Origin of the sequence: Paenibacillus monticola, from assembly GCF_009664975.1 — a bacterium.
In the GTDB taxonomy this organism is placed as follows: domain Bacteria; phylum Bacillota; class Bacilli; order Paenibacillales; family Paenibacillaceae; genus Paenibacillus_AQ; species Paenibacillus_AQ monticola.
On sequence record NZ_WJXB01000024.1, the window covers coordinates 13069 to 33269 of the forward strand.

The 20201-nt window shown below is 46.6% G+C and carries 20 protein-coding genes and 2 riboswitches; of the genes, 9 read left to right on the plus strand and 11 right to left on the minus strand.

Going from position 1 to position 20201, the window contains the following annotated elements; genetic code table 11:
* Positions 1-44 precede the first annotated feature (44 nt).
* Together GJB61_RS30610 and motA are read right to left on the minus strand one after the other, a co-directional pair.
* Entirely contained in the window at positions 45-860 is an 816-nt protein-coding gene (locus GJB61_RS30610) for a flagellar motor protein MotB (protein ID WP_338116205.1), read from the minus strand.
* Positions 853-1644: a flagellar motor stator protein MotA gene (gene motA / locus GJB61_RS30615; RefSeq protein WP_154122800.1), complete on the minus strand. Its 792-nt coding sequence runs from the start codon at positions 1642-1644 to the stop codon at positions 853-855. Before motA ends, GJB61_RS30610 begins: the two co-directional genes overlap by 8 nt.
* A gap of 204 nt (positions 1645-1848) precedes the next feature.
* Here motA and GJB61_RS30620 point away from each other — a divergent pair, with 204 nt between their 5' ends.
* Positions 1849-2142 carry a hypothetical protein gene (locus GJB61_RS30620; protein WP_338116211.1) on the plus strand — a complete coding sequence of 98 codons (294 nt, stop codon included), beginning with the start codon at positions 1849-1851 and terminating at the stop codon, positions 2140-2142.
* Positions 2143-2366: 224 nt separating this feature from the next.
* On the plus strand, positions 2367-2654 hold the full coding sequence (locus GJB61_RS30625; RefSeq protein ID WP_154122801.1) for a 4a-hydroxytetrahydrobiopterin dehydratase: 288 nt from the start codon (positions 2367-2369) through the stop codon (positions 2652-2654).
* 70 nt (positions 2655-2724) lie between these two features.
* Here GJB61_RS30625 and GJB61_RS30630 read toward each other — a convergent pair whose 3' ends face one another.
* The 6 genes from GJB61_RS30630 to GJB61_RS30655 all read right to left on the minus strand — a co-directional run bounded on the left by GJB61_RS30630 (position 2725) and on the right by GJB61_RS30655 (position 8641).
* Positions 2725-3081: a c-type cytochrome gene (locus GJB61_RS30630; protein ID WP_154122802.1), complete on the minus strand. Its 357-nt coding sequence runs from the start codon at positions 3079-3081 to the stop codon at positions 2725-2727.
* Between the two features lie 127 nt (positions 3082-3208).
* Complete coding sequence (locus GJB61_RS30635) at positions 3209-3694, minus strand: GNAT family N-acetyltransferase (RefSeq protein WP_154122803.1); 486 nt, start codon at positions 3692-3694, stop codon at positions 3209-3211.
* A 245-nt stretch (positions 3695-3939) separates the two neighbouring features.
* Positions 3940-4431 (minus strand): C40 family peptidase, encoded by a 492-nt coding sequence (locus GJB61_RS30640; RefSeq protein ID WP_420819786.1) that lies wholly within the window; start codon positions 4429-4431, stop codon positions 3940-3942.
* A gap of 5 nt (positions 4432-4436) precedes the next feature.
* A riboswitch (cyclic di-AMP (ydaO/yuaA leader) is annotated at positions 4437-4579 on the minus strand.
* 364 nt (positions 4580-4943) lie between these two features.
* Complete coding sequence (locus tag GJB61_RS30645) at positions 4944-5372, minus strand: C40 family peptidase (protein ID WP_154122828.1); 429 nt, start codon at positions 5370-5372, stop codon at positions 4944-4946.
* Positions 5373-5429: 57 nt separating this feature from the next.
* A riboswitch (cyclic di-AMP (ydaO/yuaA leader) is annotated at positions 5430-5568 on the minus strand.
* A 219-nt stretch (positions 5569-5787) separates the two neighbouring features.
* Complete coding sequence (locus GJB61_RS30650; RefSeq protein WP_229522539.1) at positions 5788-6585, minus strand: hypothetical protein; 798 nt, start codon at positions 6583-6585, stop codon at positions 5788-5790.
* Positions 6586-6628: 43 nt separating this feature from the next.
* On the minus strand, positions 6629-8641 hold the full coding sequence (locus GJB61_RS30655; protein ID WP_154122805.1) for a M1 family metallopeptidase: 2013 nt from the start codon (positions 8639-8641) through the stop codon (positions 6629-6631).
* Between the two features lie 103 nt (positions 8642-8744).
* Here GJB61_RS30655 and GJB61_RS30660 point away from each other — a divergent pair, with 103 nt between their 5' ends.
* Positions 8745-9251, plus strand: coding sequence for a YwhD family protein (locus GJB61_RS30660; RefSeq protein ID WP_338116206.1), 507 nt, complete (start codon positions 8745-8747; stop codon positions 9249-9251).
* 100 nt (positions 9252-9351) lie between these two features.
* Here GJB61_RS30660 and GJB61_RS30665 read toward each other — a convergent pair whose 3' ends face one another.
* Positions 9352-9822 (minus strand): AbrB/MazE/SpoVT family DNA-binding domain-containing protein, encoded by a 471-nt coding sequence (locus tag GJB61_RS30665; protein ID WP_154122806.1) that lies wholly within the window; start codon positions 9820-9822, stop codon positions 9352-9354.
* 325 nt (positions 9823-10147) lie between these two features.
* Positions 10148-12220, minus strand: a complete 2073-nt coding sequence (locus GJB61_RS30670) for a transglycosylase domain-containing protein (protein WP_154122807.1) — start codon at positions 12218-12220, stop codon at positions 10148-10150.
* A gap of 250 nt (positions 12221-12470) precedes the next feature.
* Here GJB61_RS30670 and GJB61_RS30675 point away from each other — a divergent pair, with 250 nt between their 5' ends.
* The 5 genes from GJB61_RS30675 (at position 12471) to argS (ending at position 17794) form a co-directional block, all read left to right on the plus strand.
* Complete coding sequence (locus GJB61_RS30675) at positions 12471-13652, plus strand: beta propeller repeat protein (RefSeq protein ID WP_154122808.1); 1182 nt, start codon at positions 12471-12473, stop codon at positions 13650-13652.
* A gap of 179 nt (positions 13653-13831) precedes the next feature.
* Complete coding sequence (locus GJB61_RS30680; protein ID WP_154122809.1) at positions 13832-14689, plus strand: carbon-nitrogen hydrolase family protein; 858 nt, start codon at positions 13832-13834, stop codon at positions 14687-14689.
* A 14-nt stretch (positions 14690-14703) separates the two neighbouring features.
* Positions 14704-15366, plus strand: coding sequence for a GNAT family N-acetyltransferase (locus GJB61_RS30685; RefSeq protein ID WP_154122810.1), 663 nt, complete (start codon positions 14704-14706; stop codon positions 15364-15366).
* 299 nt (positions 15367-15665) lie between these two features.
* Positions 15666-16112, plus strand: a complete 447-nt coding sequence (locus GJB61_RS30690; protein WP_154122811.1) for a YwiB family protein — start codon at positions 15666-15668, stop codon at positions 16110-16112.
* Complete coding sequence (gene argS, locus GJB61_RS30695) at positions 16109-17794, plus strand: arginine--tRNA ligase (RefSeq protein WP_154122812.1); 1686 nt, start codon at positions 16109-16111, stop codon at positions 17792-17794. The genes GJB61_RS30690 and argS overlap by 4 nt, the downstream gene beginning before the upstream one ends.
* Positions 17795-17902: 108 nt before the next feature.
* Here the strand turns inward: argS and GJB61_RS30700 are convergent, their stop codons facing one another.
* Positions 17903-19072, minus strand: coding sequence for a S8 family peptidase (locus GJB61_RS30700; protein ID WP_154122813.1), 1170 nt, complete (start codon positions 19070-19072; stop codon positions 17903-17905).
* Between the two features lie 524 nt (positions 19073-19596).
* On the opposite strand from GJB61_RS30700, the gene rpoE reads away from it, so the two are divergent.
* Entirely contained in the window at positions 19597-20142 is a 546-nt protein-coding gene (rpoE, locus tag GJB61_RS30705; protein WP_154122814.1) for a DNA-directed RNA polymerase subunit delta, read from the plus strand.
* Positions 20143-20201 lie beyond the last annotated feature (59 nt).

The window sequence follows — 20201 nt, forward strand, 5'->3', positions numbered from 1 at the left end:
AGGTCGTAGACCTTTTGGACAGCTCTTTTATTATGCTATAGAAATTATTTAGTGGATGGAACGATGCCTGTAAACTCAGTGGATGCCTGATATTTACGGATGATAGAGACCTCTACACGGCGGTTTTTGGAGCGTCCGGTAGCAGTAGAATTATCCGCAATCGGATGATATTCTCCATATCCGATGGGACTGAATTTACGCGGATTAAGATTGGAATTCAGCAGCAGTATTTTCATAAAGTGCAGTGCCCGATCGACGCTAAGATCCCAGTTGGAAGAATAGTTGGTGTTCGCAATAGGCACGTTGTCCGTATGACCCTGTACGAGTACATCATAATCAGGAAATTGCTGTAGCATGGTCGAAATGGATTTAGCCAACTGCCTTGAATCATCCTTTACTATGGCCTGGCCAGAGGCAAATAGGGCATTGTCACTGATCGTGATCATAAGCTGGGACTGGTTTAACTTGGTACTTAGCAAATCAGTGAGTCCGTTATTCTTAATATATTGATCAAATTGTTTCTTGAGCTTCTCAAGATCCGCTTGCTCCTGCTGTCGTAGCTTGGCGATCTCCGCTTCACCGCTGTTATCAGCTACTACACTATCCATCTTCGTGCCTTTGCCCAGATCCATTTGGCTTTCCGTAGGGGTGGCAGCTTTTTGATCTAAAACACCGCTCCCACCGTTGAGCACAGAGCTAAAGGCCTGGCTCATTTCTTCGAACTTCTTGGCATCTGTAGCACTCATAGCATACATTACGAGAAACAAGGCAACCAGCAGGGTCATAAGATCGGAATAGGGTAATAGCCAGGACTCATCAGCATGTTCCTCATGTTCCTCATGTCTAACCTTTTTACTCACTCGTGGTGGCCTCCTTCTCCGTCAGCTTGGCCCTTTCTGCAGGTGTTAAGAAGACAGCGAGCTTCTGATTAATAGCAATAGTGGATACGCCCGATTGAATAGACAACAGGCCCTCTACCATCATCAGTCGAACTTCAATTTCTCGTTTGGATAGTCGTTTGAGCTTGTTCGCCATAGGATGCCACATTACATAACCGGTGAAAATACCTAGCAGGGTAGCGATAAAGGCTCCTGCAATGGCGTGAGCCAGCTTGTCCATGTCACTCATATCGGCAAGCGCGGCAATCAATCCAATTACAGCACCCAGTACCCCCAAGGTTGGGGCATACATACCGGCCTGTGAAAAGATTAGTGCTCCTGCTTTATGTCGATCTTCTGTAGCATGGATATCTTCCATTAGTACATCCCGGACAAATTCCTGATCATTACCGTCAATAATCATCCGCATGCCGTTTCTAAGAAAGTTATCCTCTATTTCATCAACCTTGGATTCCAGCGCCAGCAATCCTTCGCGGCGGGTGATAGAAGCCCATTCCATGAACATAGTAATTAGTTGTGATTTGCTGACCATCTTTTTTGTAACAAATAGGATCTTGAATAGCTTGGGAATATTCTTAACTTCTGACATGGGAAATGCCATAAATATTGAAGCGGCCGTACCGAGAAATATGATAACGTAAGCTGCGGGGTTGTTTAAACTTGTAAGTGGGGCATGTTTGAGCATCATCCCCCATAAAACTGCGATTAAACCAAAAACTAAACCAAGAATTGTTGAAATTTCCATTATGCACCTCGTCCATGAGATTTAAATAGTGATCCGACTAAGCCGCGTACATCATCCCTGAATGGCGGCTGGACACCCTGTGAAAAACCGACTAACGTATATTCTTATTTATCGACAGCATTCCCTTTTTTGTGAAGTCATTTTTTCGGCTATAATGGATAAGGTACGATATTATTCATCAATGGAGAAAACGGAGTGATATATGTGGGTGTTAAGCATGGTAGAGATTACGCTGAAATTCTGAATGAATTAACGGAAGCGGTCGGACGTATTTCCGACGGATATGTGTTTTTCGAAATGGAGCCAGATGAATGGCAGGAGCTGCCACAGGAATCGAAGCTGGAGGTATGGGAAGCGCTTGCCGAGGATCTGTTCTTCGCGCTAGGTGAGGAACCGGTCATTCAAGTAGGTAGCGGGGTTGTGATTTATGACAAGGAGACGCACCGCATTAATATTTTGGTTGGAGAAGAAGATTTGGCCTCGGTAGTTCTGGTTTAATAGAGGGCAGAGCGGGACATGATTTGCCCGTAGTCAGCAGCCCATGTTAAAATTGGTAGAGCCGAGTTATATTTGCCAGGGTTTTAGAATACATTAAATCGAAAATCAACTTTATCCTGGCACATCCCTTGGTCCTCAGAAGCTAAGGGATGTTTTATTTAACACATATAGGGCGAGGGCAGGCATGAAGACTTTGCTGCTATTTTAGTAAGGGAGGAATCGAATTGCTACTTACGGAGGAAGAACTGCGTCAGCAGGTGAGCAAGTTGGAAGGCTGGAAGCTGGAGAATGATATCCTAATGCGGAAATACATGTTTAATGAGTATATGAAGGGCATCGCTTTCGTGGATGCGGTAGCAGCCATTTCCGAAGCTTTTGAACACCATCCGCATATTACGATTGATTATAAAACCGTTACGCTGCGGCTCACTTCAATAGAAGCAGGTGGCATTACACCACTTGATGTCCGCGAAGCGCATGAATTCAACGAAGCTTTCGAGAAAAACCGCTAATCAACAAATACGCCTGTGCCTAGATAGTTACCTATCTGCTGCACAGGCGTATTTGTTGTTCCAGACTGCTTTATTTTTTCTCTGAAAGCCACATAGCAACGTTCGCAATCTCCTCCGGAGCTAGCTTTTCCTTGAAGGAAGGCATTTGGCCGCGTCCTTTAGTAACAATGCTATAGATTCCTTCAGCATCATGCTGACCGCCTTCATTCTGCAGACTGGGTCCAACATCACCTTGAAGCTGATCACCGTGGCAGGTGATGCAGTTGGCCTTCACAGTCGCTTCTGCCTTGGCTTCATCAAGCTGAACAACCGGCATTGTAGGCTTATCCTGTTCAGCTACCTCTGCTTTGCCAGGAAGGGTGAACATTAGTACTACCGCAAAGGCACAGGCGGCAAAAAACAAACCGCTCATGATCCATTTTTGCATCCCCATCCGTCCCTTCAATGTAAGCTGCTCTCTACATTATAGCGGAATATGAAGCGTTGTCATAGCGTTTGTGTCAAAAAAACGAACAAATCCCACTTCATTTCTTAGGAGGCTGTTCATAAAGGGATTATTTATTATAGACCATGCAATAAAAGGGTTTATCTCCAGTCGGAGTTCGCCGTTCATAAGTATCCGTAATCGTAAAACCACACTTTCGGTAGGTAAGAATCGCCCGTTGGTTCCACGTTAACACCTCCAGATCAATCTCACGTTCCGGGTAACGCTTCAGAGCAGCTTCTACAATAGATCCTACAAATAGATGGCCTAGTCCATGTCCACATAGATCTGGACGCATTCCAATCCCTAGTCTAACTACACCTTCCATCGGAAATAGCTGGGCGAATCCGCATAAAATCCCTTGGTCATTGATTACGGAAACATATTGTTCTTGGCGAAGCAGTGGATCTCCAAATTCAATATTGAGCGCCTGCATTTGCTCCCAGGGCATCCAGCCATAAATATTATAGGGGGGCTTGTAAATCCACTCGCAGATGTCTTTTGCATGTTTGATCTCCATAGGAACAACGTGGAAAGTAACCGATGAACTAATCATTAGCTCAGAGACCTCCTTTCACGAGGGCAATAATTTCTTATCTAATTATATACAAAAAGACCTTCCTTTGGCTCATAAACTTTATAAAAAAGGGGGGTTCGATAAATTGCTATTATATATAAAGTGTTTATTGTTAATTTGTGTTTTACAAGTATTGTAAGGGGTAATAAATAGTAGACACAAAAAAAGCTCTCCCCCAAGATTTCGGCAAAAATCCTGGAAAAGAGCCTATGTATTAATACTTCTTACTGCACATTATCATTGTCTTCAGAATCAGTAGCGAGCGTTTGATAAGCATCTGTGCTCATAATTCGTTTGGCGCCAACGTAACGGCTGACGTAGTAGCTATCGTTTAGCGAGCTGATGGTTACGCCACGTGAGGAAGAAGCGTGTGCGAATTTACCGTCACCAACATAAATACCGACATGAGAAACACCTTTACCTGTTGTATTAAAAAACACAAGATCACCAGGTCTAATCTCATCACGGGAAATAGCAGAACCCATTTGGTATTGGGAACCAGATTGGTGCGGCAGATCGATGCCAATCTTATCAAAGACGTACATTGTAAATCCAGAGCAATCAAAGCCGTTCGTTGAGATGCCACCGGAAACATACTTAGTCCCGATTGCTTTGTCAATCACTTTATCCATTTTAGAATCCGCGAATGCGCTTCCCATTCCCATTGTAAGAAAAATAGAAAAGCTTAGTACTGCTGCTGCCAACTTCTTCTTCAAAAGTGTAAACCCCTTCCAAATGCCTACGAGGTTAGCTTAAGGGTTCGGTTGAAGGTCCCCTATGACCCCTCTGTTAAATAGGAGGTCAATTCACCCAAAGTGGTTCCCCCGTTTCCCTAATTGTTAGGGAACTCGGCACGTACTGTTGATTAGGAATAGCTGTATTCAATACATGACAAAACTTTCGTAAAAGACAACTTAATGATTACAAAAATGTTACTATAAGCTCGATGCGATAATTGTAACAAACACAGCGGCAGTTGGCAATCCTTTATAATATATTTATGCCTAATAATTGTGTTTTTTTTGAACTGATAATGCCTATAAACGTTGAAATAACGGCTAAATTGTCTTTTTTACAATATTTTCTTGTGTTTTCTGTTAAAAAGCTGTTTCGACGATGTTAAATATGTGTAAAAGGTAGAATAAGGAAAAGAAAAAACCCAGAATGATTATGGTGATAATCACTTCAGGTTCATATAGTTTAAAGAGGTTATAGTTGTCGGGGAATTTCAATCATAAGCTACAGTTTTGTATGCAGTAGTACTCATAACTCTTTTAGCGCCTACATAACGGTTGGCCCAATAGTTCTCGTTAAGTGAACTGATGATTACACCACGTGAAGAGGAAGATTGTGCGAATTTCCCGCTGCCCACAAAGATTCCAACATGGGATATCCCTGCGCCGGTAGTATTGAAGAATACAAGGTCTCCAGGACGCATGTTATTGCGGGAAACTGCTGTTCCCACGCTATATTGCGCTTTTGAAGTACGTGGAAGAGCAAGGCCGAGATTTTTGAAGACGTATTTAGTAAACCCGGAACAGTCAAATCCATTGGTACTGATCCCACCTGTTTTATAAGTGGTACCCAGTGTTTTGGAGATTACTGTGTCCATTTTGGAGTCCGCAAAAGCACTACCTGTTCCCAAAGTGAATGCCATGAGAAGTCCTAGCGCCGCTGCGGCGCATTTTTTCTTTAAATTCTGTCTGTTCAAAAGATGTACTCCTTCCAATGCCTGCGAGGTTAGCTTAAGGGTTCGGTAGAAGGTTCACCTATGATCCCTCTGTTAGGAGATCAATTCACCCAAAATATGGTTCCCCCACTCCCCGGTGCAGGGAATTTGGCGTGTTATGCACCAGAATAGTGACGTATCAACAATATCGAAATCCAATAACGTATATACAATGATGAAGAAAAGATTTAAAAGATTACAAAGTTGTTACTACTAGTACAGGCATCATTGTATCAAAGGAGTTAAGGTTTTGCAAACTCTTATTATATTTGTAATCAAAAAAGAGTTTCCTCTTCTGTTTGCAGAAGGGGAGACTCTTTTTTAATGTCCTTAGAAGATGAATTTATTGTGGAAAGGCCTTACTTTTCCAAAGATGGTATTGTGCTGTGATTCCCCACATTTTGAAAAGAGTGGAGGGGAGCGGTGAAATTTGGCGGATAAGGAGTGCAGGCAGTCCAGGGCAGAAGATTCCGGTCAATCCGCCGATCAGTAGCAGAATCAGCCCTGCAGTCCCAAGTATAATGGATATCCCAATAGCAGGGATGCTAACCCTCAAACAGATCAACAGCGAGGAGAACATCCCGGTGCCACTGGTGTAGCCAAACTGTATATATAGAAGTACTAAGCGAATAAAGAAGATATACACCAGCCATATGAGGATATAAGGAACCAGCTTGAATAATATTGTATAGTCCAGAAAGGAGGGCAGCAGCAGCCCGTACATTTTTGGGGCAAGCCAATAAAGCGGCAATAGAGTCAGGAGCCATTCAATCAGACTAAAGAGCAAAACGGGTAGTCCATAGATTTTCATGCCTGAGAAAAAAAACAAGCCACGCTCTCCCTTGCGTTCCTGATGCAATTCATGCAGTAGTCCCGCCCGTATGAAGGGCGATAGCAGCAAGCGTAAAGCAGCCAAGCCCAGCAAAGTCCACAGCCAACGCTGCACTGCCGGATCGGAGCTCAAGCTGAACTGGCCTTCAATATAGTATAACAATCTGCCGATTTCACTGCCCCCAGCGTTTATATCGGGATAATGCAGAAGAATCGGAACAATAGCAGCGCGCACGAACCTGTACATAAAGTAGCCCCAGAGCAGACGATATATGAATAACAGGATCAGAATATAAAGTTGCTCCTTCATGCAGTACCAGCCACGGGTTATTGATCTTTTCACCATTCTCACCTCACCAGACAAGAGTTCCGAGCACTGATTCAAGCAGTTTCGTCATACTTACCGTCCAGCGGGAGAGTGTATCCTGATCCAGTGCCGCCAGTTTGAAGTTGTTGATATGTTTACTCTCCAGCAGAATGGAGTGATCAGGATCAATCTCAGCGGATAGCAGCGGCGCATTATGGAATAGCTGGAATGTAGTTTCCTTGTGCTCCCCGCTCCAGATACGCTCCATCGTATATCCGTCGGAGAAGGTGAACTTAAGGGGGACGTTTGCATAAGCACTCCCTTTATTCACGACCTTTACCAGCGATTCATAGCTATGTGCGTCCCCACTGTTGCTCTTATTAGAAGGAATAGTAATATTCTCTATAGCAAAATCTGGAGCCCCACCGCTATACACATATTGGTCAAAATAAGTCTGCCAAGATTTCCCGGTCACTTTCTCCACAATTTTCTGGAAATCGGAGGTGGAGGGATGCTGGAAGCGGTACTTATGGGTATAAGAAGACATGATGGCAGCCATAACCTTAGCACTTGTCAACCGTTCGATATCCTTAAGCACCAGCTTGCCACGAATATATACATTTCGGGTGTATGAATCGGCTCCTCCGTATTTCCAGGTTTCTAGATCCAACGGTTGCGAGGTAGTTACCAGACTGGATTGCAGGGGGAGGTTGGCCATAATACCATACTCTTGCTCCATTAGCTTATCTTCGGCATAGGAGGTGAAGCTTTCGTCCAGCCAAGCCTCCTCAAATTCATTGCTCGCCACCATGCCGTAGAAATACTGATGACCTATTTCATGGATGATGGTGCGCTCGAGTGAGGTGTTCGGAGAAATCTCAGCAGCACCGAAAGCCGTAATCAGTGTAGGATATTCCATTCCCCCAGCGCCGTTCCCCCCTTTGGGAGGGACGACGATAGACAGAGTGGAGTAGGGATAAGGGCCATACCATTTGCTAAAGGAGGTAAGGGCAGCTTTGGCAGCCTGAAAGTAGCGCTCCTTTAGATCCTGATGCAAAGGGTCCAGATACAGCTTAATTCGCACACCGGGAACCTCCGGTGTAGAGAGGGCTTCTTCTGCGTACACAAAGTCAGGAGATGCGGCCCAGGCGAAGTCATGGACATCATCTGCGTAGAACTGATATATTTTCTGTTCCTGCTTCAGTTTGGCATTTTTGACAGGGAACCCGGTTGCCGCGACCGTATAATTTGAGGGAACGGAAATGGTTACATTGTATATTCCGAAATCGCTATAGAATTCAGAGGTACCGTGGTATTGATGCAGATTCCAACCTTCTTCGGTCACTCCTCGAGTTCCGGCAGGTTCGTAGACGCTAAGCTTGGGAAACCATTGACCAGCCATAACGAAATTCCCTGAAGTGCCCATGCGGGCAAATATTTTGGGCAGTTTGACTTCAAACTGAAGTTTGAGTGTGACGCTCTCTCCACCATTAACGGGCTGGGGGAGATGTACCTTGACCAATGTCTTATCATTTATATTGCCGTCATCCGGTTGTACATATTGCACTCTCTGAAGCAGTGATACCCCCTCTGTGGTACGCAGATCAGTTAAAGTCATGCTGCCGAATCCGTTATCAGGCATACTGTCTCCCCTCAGCTCGCCCCCTGACTCTTGCATAAAAGTTGTATCTGTGGAGGAAAATGCATTTGGATATAAATGAAAGTACAAATCACTTACCGGTTTTACACCAGGGTGGGTCCATGTTACCGTCTCAGAGGCCTTTAAAGTTTCTGTATCCGGAACAAGCTGCACGTCGATGTGATATTCAGCAACTCTTTGGCTTAGTGCCTCAGTGACCGGGACGGGGGAATAATCCGGAAGCGGCAGTTGCCGGGCGATTGTCTTGGGTGTGGTTACTAGGGACTTGGCCTCTTTTGGGGCAGAGATGGTTACAGCAACAGGACGAAGCCCTGAAAAGACATCTATTGCCCCTCCTAGTAGAGCTAGGGTGGCCAGGGTCGCAAGGATAATTTTGGACCTTAATGACAGTGGCTTCATACAATAATTCCTCCCGTGACAAGCATCTACGGAATGTATATGTTTGCATTCGCCGTATTATTAGCTAAAATTAAATTATTCGTAAGAGGAAGGATGTGCACCTGTGGATAATCTACAACCGGAAGGCAAGAAACAGATTGCCTTGAATATTGTGAATGCGAAGAGCAAACATAAAGGCTTTGGAGCAGGCTCTATAGATCTGAACAATGTGTCTCCAGTCATTATTGACGGAGGTGAGGCGGTCATTGATATCGGTGCCATGCATGCCAAGAGCAAGGTAGAAAAGGGTATTAAATTCTCCACGAATCGTGAGGATGTTCCGGATGGAAGACAGGTTTGGGTAGTGTGGGTCGCTGTCGATCGGTTACCAGAAGGACAATTTTATGCTGGAATCACGTCTTGTGAGATGTGGATAGATGCTGAAGCGCGTCGTGGCTGGAAGATTCTTGCCGAGCATGTAAATAAGCTTGATGCAGCGCTTAAGCGCAAGATCAATGTGGACGGGCTTGGAGCAACAGAAAAGGCTGCACTGAAATCATTGTTGATTTCCCATAATGAGGTTTGGTGGGATGCGTCACCGCTGGAACTGAAGACAGCACTGTCAGATTAGAGCGAAGTTACTTCCTGTTGAGAGGGACAATATAAGAAAAAAGGCTTCGCCTTTCCTGTCTCAGGAGGGCGAAGCCTTTTTTAATAAATTTACAACCCTATTATTTGCTCGTAGAGCTAAATTTGCGTTTTAGCTGGCTCACTCTTGCCTGGCTAATACCCAGTATTTCAGCGAGCCCTTTCTGATTAGCGAAGGGATGATCTACAATGGCTTGTTGCAGGCGCTGGTTCATTTCTTCGGTCTTTGTTCGGCGGATACTGTTAGTATGTACAGCGGACTCCTGTGCATCCTCTTGGCGTGGTTCTGACTCTTGCGAGATTCGCTCCGGATTGCCCAGTTCTTTCACACAATTGCTACAAATAAATTGATCTTTATAATAGCTTACCTGCTCAAGGCTTCTGCAAAATGTACATTCGGTAGAGGTGTACTTTCTTAGTACAATAATATTCTCGTCTAAAATAAAAAATTCGATCGGATCTCCAATGTCGATATTACGTGTCATCCTAATTTCTACGGGAACTACAATTCTGCCAAGACTGTCTAAACTCCGGATCATGCCTGTATCTTTCATCCCATGTCCCTCATTTAATCATATATTTTTGGTGAATATCTATTATTATAACAGTAATTGTAATATTAGAGAACAAGAAAGCGTATTCATTGAATGAAATTTGATTTGCGCCATGTTCAGACATGGTCAACCATTGATAGCCAAGCTGAGTAGCTTGAGCAATAAGAACCTCTCCGTTCGTGAAACTAGAAGGGAGAGGTTTTTTGGGGTTCTTTTCTTTTTAACCGAATTTTGTACTACCGAAACGCTCTTAGGACTATTTAATAAGCAGAGTAATGTCTGAGCGCTCTCATCGTATCGCTAACGCTTGCTGTTGTAACTAAGGTTAATTCATCCACCACCGTTTAATATCATTCCACAAGGAATGATCCTCCTTGAGTGGAGCTGTTATGTTTTGGGAGCCCTCGGCAGCAGGATCAGAACTCTCACCTTCGCCATGCTGATCGCAGTATTCGGTAGGTTCCGTGCCGCTGATGAAGGTCTCCAGCTCCTTCGTAGGACATGCTGCCGTAGCCAGTTTACCGGATTGTGGATTCACATACACACTGACGACGCCGTCAGGTATCGGGAAAATTTTGGGCGGAATACTCTCCAGCGCCTTTTCGGTAAATTGGGCAAAAATTGGAGCTGCCCGCCGTCCATCAGCTGTGGCAATATTCCGTCCTTTGTCATATCCCACCCAGACTGCAGTGGAGAGCTCCGGTGTGAAGCCGACCATCCAGCCGTCGGTGTCAGTAGTGCCAGTCTTCCCGGCGACAGGACGCTTAATTATGGAGGCTACACGGTTACCCGTTCCCCCAGATTCGAATACACCTTCCATCAGCCGAGTTAATACATAGGCAGCTGCAGGCTCGACGACAGTCTCTCCTTGCAGTTGCGGAGCTTCATATAGAATATTATCCTGGGCATCAGTGATCTTCAGGATAGCGGTAGTGGGCATTTTCACACCTCCATCCCCGATTACAGCAAAGGCTGCGGCCATTTCTAGCGGACTGACGGGAGAGGTGCCAAGTGCTAATGAAGGCACACTCTGAAGTGGGCTGTCGATTCCCATTTTGGCAGCCATTGCAGCCACCTTCTCCGCGCCCACCTTCATAATTGTATTGACGGCATAGATATTGTCGGAAGCCGCTATAGCCTGGCGCATATTGATCTCACCGAGATATTTGTCACCAAAATTTTTGGGCTGATAGGTTTTGCGGTTGTTATCGTAGTGAAAAAGTGTTGGCTCGCTATTGAAGACGGAGAGGCCAGTCATCACTTTGGAAGAGAGCGCGGTCAAATACATGATCGGCTTAAAGGATGAACCCGGCTGGCGTGTTGTCGCCAGAGCATGATTGAACTGGTTAGCACGATAATTGGTACCACCGACCATTGCTTTGATATACCCAGTACGGGGATCTATGGATACAAGCGCTGTCTCCAGTTCGCTGCTCGAATCCATTCCTTGCTCGACAGCGGTTTCCGCAGCCTGTTGCATATCGGGATCAAGGGTGGTGTAAACCTTCAGTCCACCTTGGTCCAGCTCATCACTGCTGATGTGCAGTGAGTCTATTGCAAGGTTGCGTACATAATCGCGGAAATAGGGTGCAGTAACGGTAGTATCTTTTTCTCCTTGCGGCTTGAAGCTCAAATTCTCCTGTACGGCTTTCTCCGCTGCCGATTGTGTAATCTCACCCAGATCAGCCATGACGGATAGGATGATACCTTGGCGCTTTTTGGCATTATCCATATGGTTATAGGGCGAATAGTAGGTAGGCCCTTTTGGAATGCCGGCCAGCATGGCGCTCTCGGCAAGGTCTAAGTCTGCTGCGGCTTTGCCGAAATACATCCGGGCCGCGGCTTCAATGCCGTAGGCCCCGTGACCGTAATAAATTTCATTTAAATACATGTTTAGAATTTCATCCTTGCTGTATTTCATTTCAAGCTGCATTGTGTATACAGCTTCCTTAGCTTTGCGTGTCCACGTCTTCTCGTGGGAGAGGTAAAGATTGCGCGCAAGCTGTTGGGTCAATGTGCTGGCCCCTTGTGTACGGTTCCCTTCCTCCAGATTAACGAGCACAGCGCGGCCCATGCCCAGCAGGTCAAAGCCAGCATGATCATAAAATTTGCGATCCTCTACTGCGAGCGTAGCCTGAATGAGTAGCGGGGAGATTTGGCTCAACTCGACCGGATCACGGCTGCGCCCATCAGAAGTGAACGTGGCTAATACGTTACCCCGGGAGTCGAGCAGCTTGGAGCGGATATCATCTCCGATTGGAGGCAGCTCTTTCTGATATAGGTAACCAAGCAGAGCTCCGGCAGCCAGTAGTAGTAGGACAATCATAGCGGCCAGCAGCCGGAACATCCGACGTAGGCGGTGTTTGCGCACCGGTGGATTAGCGGAATCACTCGACATGGCACAATCTCCTTTCTCGCTTCTAGAAACAGACTATTAATGTATACAATCCTTGCTGAAAGTTGGGAATGATCTATTCACCTTCATTATGGGGAAGGAAGAGTAAGGATATTCATACGGATGATTCTGAGGTTTGGTAAAAAAATTGTTTCCATTCTGAGACTGTTTACGGTAGATATACTAGTACTCCGAAGGGTATAACTGAGTAGTGATTCTTAGAACGGGTATAAATATACTAGGAGGTGCCATCATGAATTGGACACAAAAGATGTACAAAACAACATTAGTTCTCCTTTCAGTCGGTCTTTTAGCTTTCTCGGGCTGGGGAACAGCGGCTTCGACCGCACAGGCAGCAAATGCTGCTGTACCGGCTTGCGGGAGTGGTGATCATGGATTGCTGAAGGGATTACAGGACAAGCATTCAGGAGACGGGAGCACGCCGCTAAGCTTTTCCGACATTCAGTTTCTAAACGCTGATATAGGCCGGGCCGCAGGCAACGGTTTTATGATAGGAACCTCGGATGGAGGTTGCCATTTTCAGGAGATTTATCAAGGGCAGTGGAGCTTTGCACAGATCGATTTTCCCGATAATGTACACGGCTGGGCACTTGCTTCCGCGGGAGATGGGCAGGCTCAATATTTAATTCGTACTACGGATGGGGGTTCTACCTGGAAACGGCTGTCTAACAAGGCTGTGAGCTTTGAAAGAATTGACTTTATGGATAGCAAGAACGGCTTTGGCTATAATCGGGCTTCAACATATTACACCAAGGACGCAGGACTAAGCTGGAGCCAAATTTCGACTCCGGCCAATACACGGGGCGCATATTTCAGCAGCCGTAACACAGGCTGGGCAGTTGTGATCGCGCCAGGGACCGGTTACCGGGTGATGAAGACAGCAGATGGTGGGGCTACTTGGCATCTTTCACTGAAGGCAAACTTTACTGACCCTGAGTTTGGGCAAGTGTATGCGAAGGGTAACCAGGTATATGTAGTGTTGTATGGCGGATCGGGTATGTCACAGACATCGTATTCGCTATATGCCAGCGCGAACATGGGTGGTAGCTGGAATCGTGTGATCGCTGAGGAGACTGCTGGAGGCGGTCCAGCACCGGGCAGCGGGCCGGCTCAGTTTAAGTCTGGACCCGCATCTGGCAAACCGGGGAATCTGGAGCTGGTTGGAAGCAACACAGCTTTTCTGGTTGGTTTCTCACCAGCAGGGGAGAAGGTTGCAGTTGGACGTTCATATAACGGCGGCAAGCAGTGGACTAATCTTCCTGCCATTGTTGGCTATGAGGGCGTAATCTCCTTCACCAGTAACAAGGAAGGCTGGCTCGCTGCCAAAGGGTACGAGAATTCGTCTCTTTATATTACCGAGGACGGCGGAGCAACTTGGCAGCTTAAGTTTACCTTTAAGGTAACGAATCAGTAAAAGGTTAAAGGAATCACAAAAAGGGCTGCTAAAGGGACTCAAGTCCCTTATTCAAAAGCAGCCCTTTTTGCGGTTTATCCAGTGTAATTTTAAACATCTATATGTTAAAATTTCATGTACTATATGAATTTTTATATTCTAAAATAAGACGTGCACCGCACATTTAGGAGGAATTCAGAATGTCCTTTCGCGTATCGGCAGTACAATATCATCTGCATACGATATCCTCTTTCGAGGAGTTTGCAACTGAATGCGAACATTATATAAAGACTGCTGAGGAATTCGGGTCTGAATTCATTTTATTCCCGGAATTTCTGACCACTCAGCTGATGTCCATTGGAGACATGCAGGGAAATGCACTGGGTATTGAAGACCTTCCACAATTTACAGATCGATACCGAGAGATGTTCTCCGGTTTTGCTTCCAAATACAATCTACACATCATTGGCGGGACCCATGTGTTGCGCAGGAATGACAAGCTGTACAATGTAGCACATTTATTTTATCCTGACGGAACCATTGCTGAGCAAGCCAAACTGCATATCACGCCAGCGGAGGTAAAGGGTTGGAATATGGGCGCAGGCGAAGAACTCCAGGTGTTCGAGACCAGTAAGGGGACTGTCGCGATGCTGACCTGCTATGATATGGAATTCCCGGAAATTGTGCGTATGGCCAGAGCTAAGGGTGCAGATGTAATTTTTTGTCCCTCCTGTACTGATGATCGTCATGGCTTTCATAGGGTCAGATATAGCAGCCATGCCCGTGCAATCGAAAATCAGGTTTACGTAGTGCTGACGTCTACTGTAGGCTCACTACCGACAGTAGACTTGATGCGTGCAAATTTCGGCCAAGCGGCAATTATAACTCCCAATGATATACCGTTTCCTCCAATGGGACTGTTGGCAGAAGGCGAAATTAATAATGATATGATTATTACAGCTGATCTGGACCTGAAGCTGTTGTACCGCGTTCGTGAACACGGATCAGTAACGACGTGGCGAGACCGGAGAACAGATCTTTACACAGATTGGAAGTAGACCGGGGGATGGGAATGTATTATAAAACTTTTTACGCATTTGACCTCAAAACTCCGGTGCCTGCTATAATCCGCAACTACACGGAGCAAGATTTTGCAGAGCTGATATTGGTTCAGTCCGAAGCTTTCCCGCCTCCATATTCTTCCGAATTGTGGTGGAACCGTGAACAGCTGCGCAATCATATATCGCTTTTTCCTGAAGGTGCATTGTGTGTGGAGGTCAATGGGGAACTGGCGGGCTCAGTGACGGGTCTGAAGATTGATTTCAATCCAGCTGACATAGCGCATACCTGGTCGAAAGTTACAGCTGACGGGTATATTACCACCCATGAACCGGATGGGGATACATTATACATCGCCGATCTGTGCGTACGCCCCAAATACCGTAAGCTTGGACTTGGCAAAGAACTGGTGCAATCCCTGTATCACGTAGTGGTAGAGCAGAAGCTCGAACGGCTGCTGGGGGCAGGGAGAATGCCTGGATATTATAAGCAGGCCTTTCAAATGTCAGCAGAGCAATACTTGGAGCGGGTCGTCACCGGTGAATTAGTCGATCCCGTTATATCTTTCCTGCTGCGCTGCGGGCGAATTCCATTAGGCGTTATAGCGAATTATCTTGAGGACGAGGAATCTTGCAACTATGCAGCACTTATGGAATGGCATAATCCTTTTTATTAGGGGTATTAGTATGGGGTATAAATACAAGCCTTATTGCAGACTTTCTGACCCGCTAATATGCAGTTCTGGATATTAAGCCGGAAGTGGGGGGCATGGTAGATCGACTGCGGGTACCGGGCAGAAATTGCTTTATTCCCACTATAACCGTCCCTTACCTGCTAAATGGGATTGAATTGCTCTCTTGAACTGGATATAGTGTACAATGGGAAAGCAAATATGCCTTTGGTCAAAGATATGAAAGTATAAACTTCCGCAACGCTGTTTCTTCTTGTGCAGAGGCTTGCAGAATGGAGGGACATATGATACCTGAAATAGAGTCTGACAAATATGGGGTTTCTGTTACACTCGTGAGCCTTCAGGATGGGCAACAGCATGTTTTGAATGTGGCTGGAGAAGTAATAACCAAAGGATCACAGATGTACATTCGGTATGAGGAAACGGAACAGGGACCTCAAGGAGAAGACAGTTCTGTCCGAACAACTATAAAGATTGCAGGCAATGAACTAAAGCTGATCCGACACGGCGCGGTACAGTCCGAGCAGACCTTCCAATCGGGTAACCGCTTGCCGGGTTTCTACCGTTCAGCTTATACGCAGTTCAACCTATCTACAGAAACCCGAAAGCTGGAAATAGTGCGTGACGGACGCTCACTGACAGTTACGTGGGATTATGATCTGTATGTATACGAGGAGTTGTCAGGTCAGTTCGCTATCAGTTTGCATATACAGGAGGAACTTAAATTATGACACATAGTAAAGATCCGTTAGAGCTTATTAATGAACGGGTGAAAGAAGTTATTGCCGATGCAATAGTTGCTGCCGGTTTGGTAACTCGCGAAGAGCTTCCGGCAATCGTGCTGGAAGTGCCAAAGGACAAAGCCCATGGTGATTTGGCTACTAATGCCGCCATGCAGCTTACCAAAATTGCCAAGCGCAATCCACGCCAAATCGCCGAAGCTATTATAGAGCATTTGGATACCAGCGGTGCTACTTTTGAAAAAGCTGAAATCGCTGGACCGGGCTTCATCAACTTTACGCTGTCCAAGCATTACTTGTATCCTGTGATTAACCGGGTGGCCGAGCAAGGTGAAGATTATGGTCGAGTGGATATAGGTCATGGGCAAAAGGTTGAGGTGGAGTTTGTCAGTGCTAATCCAACGGGTAGCCTTCATTTAGGCCACGCTCGTGGTGCCGCTGTTGGGGATGTACTCTGCAATGTTCTGGATTTCGCAGGCTACAAAGTGACGCGTGAGTATTATATTAACGACGCAGGTAACCAGGTCGCCAATCTGTGCAAGTCGATCGAGACCCGTTATTTACAGGAACTGGGCCAGCCGGCAGAGATGCCTGAAGATGGTTACCATGGCGAAGATATCAAGGGCTTTGCCAGAGAACTTGTGGCTGAGAAAGGCGAAACCTTGCTTGCGATGACTCCCGGAGACCGCGCAGCATTCTTCCGTACCTATGGATTGAACAAAGAGCTCGACAAAATCAAGCGGGATCTAGGTCTTTTTCGTGTCTCCTTCGATATTTGGTTCAGTGAAACCTCGCTTTATGAGAATGGAGAAGTACTCCGTTCGCTCGATGAGCTGCGTGAACGTGGAGAAGTGTACGAGCAGGAGGGCGCAACCTGGCTGCAGACGACCAAATACGGTGACGATAAAGACCGTGTGCTGATCAAAAATGATGGAACCTACACGTATCTCACACCAGACATTGCTTATCACAGCGATAAATATGGTCGTGGTTACGATAGAATGATTAACATTTGGGGTGCCGATCACCACGGCTATATCCCACGAATGAAAGCGGCGATGTCCGCGCTCGGTAATGATCCCGACAAGCTGGTTGTATTAATCGCCCAGATGGTTAGTCTGTTCCAGAATGGTGAGAAGGTCAAAATGTCCAAACGAACGGGTAAAGCAGTGACTATGGAGGATTTGATGGAGGAAGTCGGCCTTGATGCGATGCGTTATTTCTTCACCATGCGCAGCATGGATTCCCACCTTGATTTCGATATGGATCTAGCGATCTCTACTTCTAATGAGAACCCTGTGTTCTATGTTCAGTATGCGCACGCGCGTATCTGCAGTATCTTCCGTCAGGCAGAGGAGCAAGGCGTAACGTTGCCGGACTACTCTGAGCTTGATTTCACTAAGCTGACAGCTGTTCATGAATATGACTTATTGCGCAAAATCGGCGAACTGCCAGCAGAAATCACTATCGCGGCTGAAGGTTATGCACCACATCGTCTGGTTCGTTACGTTTACGATCTGTCCGCGCTTTTCCATAGCTATTACAAAGCAGAGCGTGTAATTACCGAAGATGCTGCTCAGACCGTAGCGCGACTTGCCTTGCTAGGTGCAACACGTACCGCAATTGCCAATGTTCTGCGTCTTATCGGTGTATCTGCTCCTGATCGCATGTAATCCATATTACTGTAATAATAAATCCGCCTTCCGGTTTCTGGGGGGCGGATTTTTAAATTGTCCCGGTGAACAACGCCGGGACAGAAAGAACCCTGCTCACGCCGAGAATTACACGTTCGCGGAGGAACCCCGCTTGGCCCTTGCGCCTGCTCTCAGCAGGCGCAGGGCATCGGCAGCGCCGCCGCCCAAGGAGGCACGGCGCTGGCCCTTGCGCAGCAGCACCGGTGATGAGCTGCGGCGCAGGAGCAGCTTCAGCTCCCTTGGCGTGAGCCCTGGTCGCAGGCCGAGCAACAGGGCAGCAGCTCCCGTAACGTGAGAGGTCGCCATGGAGGTGCCGCTCATCTCCTTGTAGCCCTCTCTTAGCCAGCAGGAGGGGATGCTTTCGCCGGGTCCGTATACATCGATATAAGGACCACGGTTGCTGAAGCTGGCAACACGGTGTCTTTTATCTACGGCTCCGACAGCAATAGTCTCTGGGTAACGTGCGGGATAGTCCCCGCCACGTTTACCGTCGTTGCCGGAGGAGGCAACGATGGCAATTCCGGCACGATAGGCTTTGATGACAACATCGTGTAGTGCCTTGCTTCTTGTCTTCATTCCAAAGCTCATATTGATAATATCGATCCTGTTCTGTACACACCAATCGATGCCAAGTACTATGTCTGATACATAGGCAGAGCCGCTATGATCAAAAGCTTTGACTGGATAGAGCAGCGCCCGTGGAGCTACGCCCATCATCCCCCGAGTCCCCCCTGCCGCGGCGAGCGTTCCAGCGATGTGGGTGCCGTGTCCGTTATCATCAAGCGGTAGCATGCCGCGGTGCAGAAGATTAACGCCAGAGGCAAGTGAATGCCGCAAGTCTGGATGGCGGTAATCCGCACCCGTGTCGATTACACCTATTTTGACATGAACGCCTGTTGATCTGGACCAGGCCTGGGGAGCATGAATCGCTTTCACGCCCCACGGCATCATAGCTGTTCCGCTCTTTTCCCCAGGTGCAGCATGTATTTGTATTCGTATATCCTCTTCGATATATAGCACGTCCGCGAATCTATTCATCAGCCTTCCTATTCCGGCAGCGGGTACGAAAAAGGCCCGTATCAATGGAGAGATTTGCACCTTTCGTAACCCAGGCCGCTTCGCCTTTAGAGTCTTCCATTGTGACAGCGCTCCGGCGTACTGGCGGGCATCATTGAAGGTAACGATACGCCGCTCACCATTCTTGGGAGCAGCTGATATTTCTTCAAGCAGCATCTGCCAAAATCCGTAATAGTCCATTTCTCTCGCCGTCCCTCCTCGGTGCCGTGCTGCCATATTGTATGAACAAAGGAGGGAGGACGAATGGGAACTTGCCCTTTTTTAACGAAATGGGCTGCCCATCGTGTCAAATGACGGAGCAACACATAAAATAAACGGAAGAGAGCAAAACTCTCTTCACAAGATCCCGTAAGGAGCCGATCCTTGGCGTGGATACAGTCATGCGCGGAGGTTCTTCCTCCGCCTTTCTTGAAAATATAAGAATTTATATGTTTCACACGATAACTTATCCTTATATTTCTCGAAGAAACGGATGCCGCCTCTTTCAGAGGACGGCAAAGCCGTTTCTTCTTGATCGGTTACATAAGCATTTGCCTATGACAGGGTGGCTTTCCCCATCGGCTAAGTCTGGTGGGGGTATTTCAATCTGCACTTACTGCTTTTGACTTGCAATTTGTTGGCAAATAGGTTTTACTTAGGTTTGTTAATGGATATTATTGAAATAAAGCATAAAGTGAACAATGTGTGAGAGGAAGTGTCCTTTAATGAGTGCGCCACTCAATTTAAAGTTGGATCCTGAGAAAGTTAAAGAAATGCCGATGGTAGACTTAGCCTTTTTAGTGCTTAAGTCGGCTAATACTCCGTTTTATTACCGTGATTTGATGGTCGAGGTGGCCAAGCTGCGCGGTATGACCGACCAACAAAGCAACGATACTATTGCCCAGTTATATACCGAGATTAACATTGATGGGCGTTTTGCCTGCGTTGGAACTAACCTGTGGGGACTGAAGCGCTGGTATCCTCTGGAACGTTCTGATGATCCGGTTGGTAACACCAAACGTGTCCGCATCATCAACGATGAAGATGACGATTTGGAAGATGATGATTTCACTGAAGAAGAAGAGAGCTATACTGCTGACGAAGAGGATTTCGACGCCATCGACGATGATCGCGACGACCTCTATTCTGATGACGATAGCGAAGAAGAAGTTGACGAAGATGTCGTTATCGATGACGAGGACATTGAGGAAACTGACGATGACGATTCAGAGGACGGCACCGATGAGGATGCTGAAGAAGAGAACGCTTAATATTAGAACAGTCTTTGCTCTGGTATAATTCCTTCCTTGACAGTGGAGGGTCCTCAGAG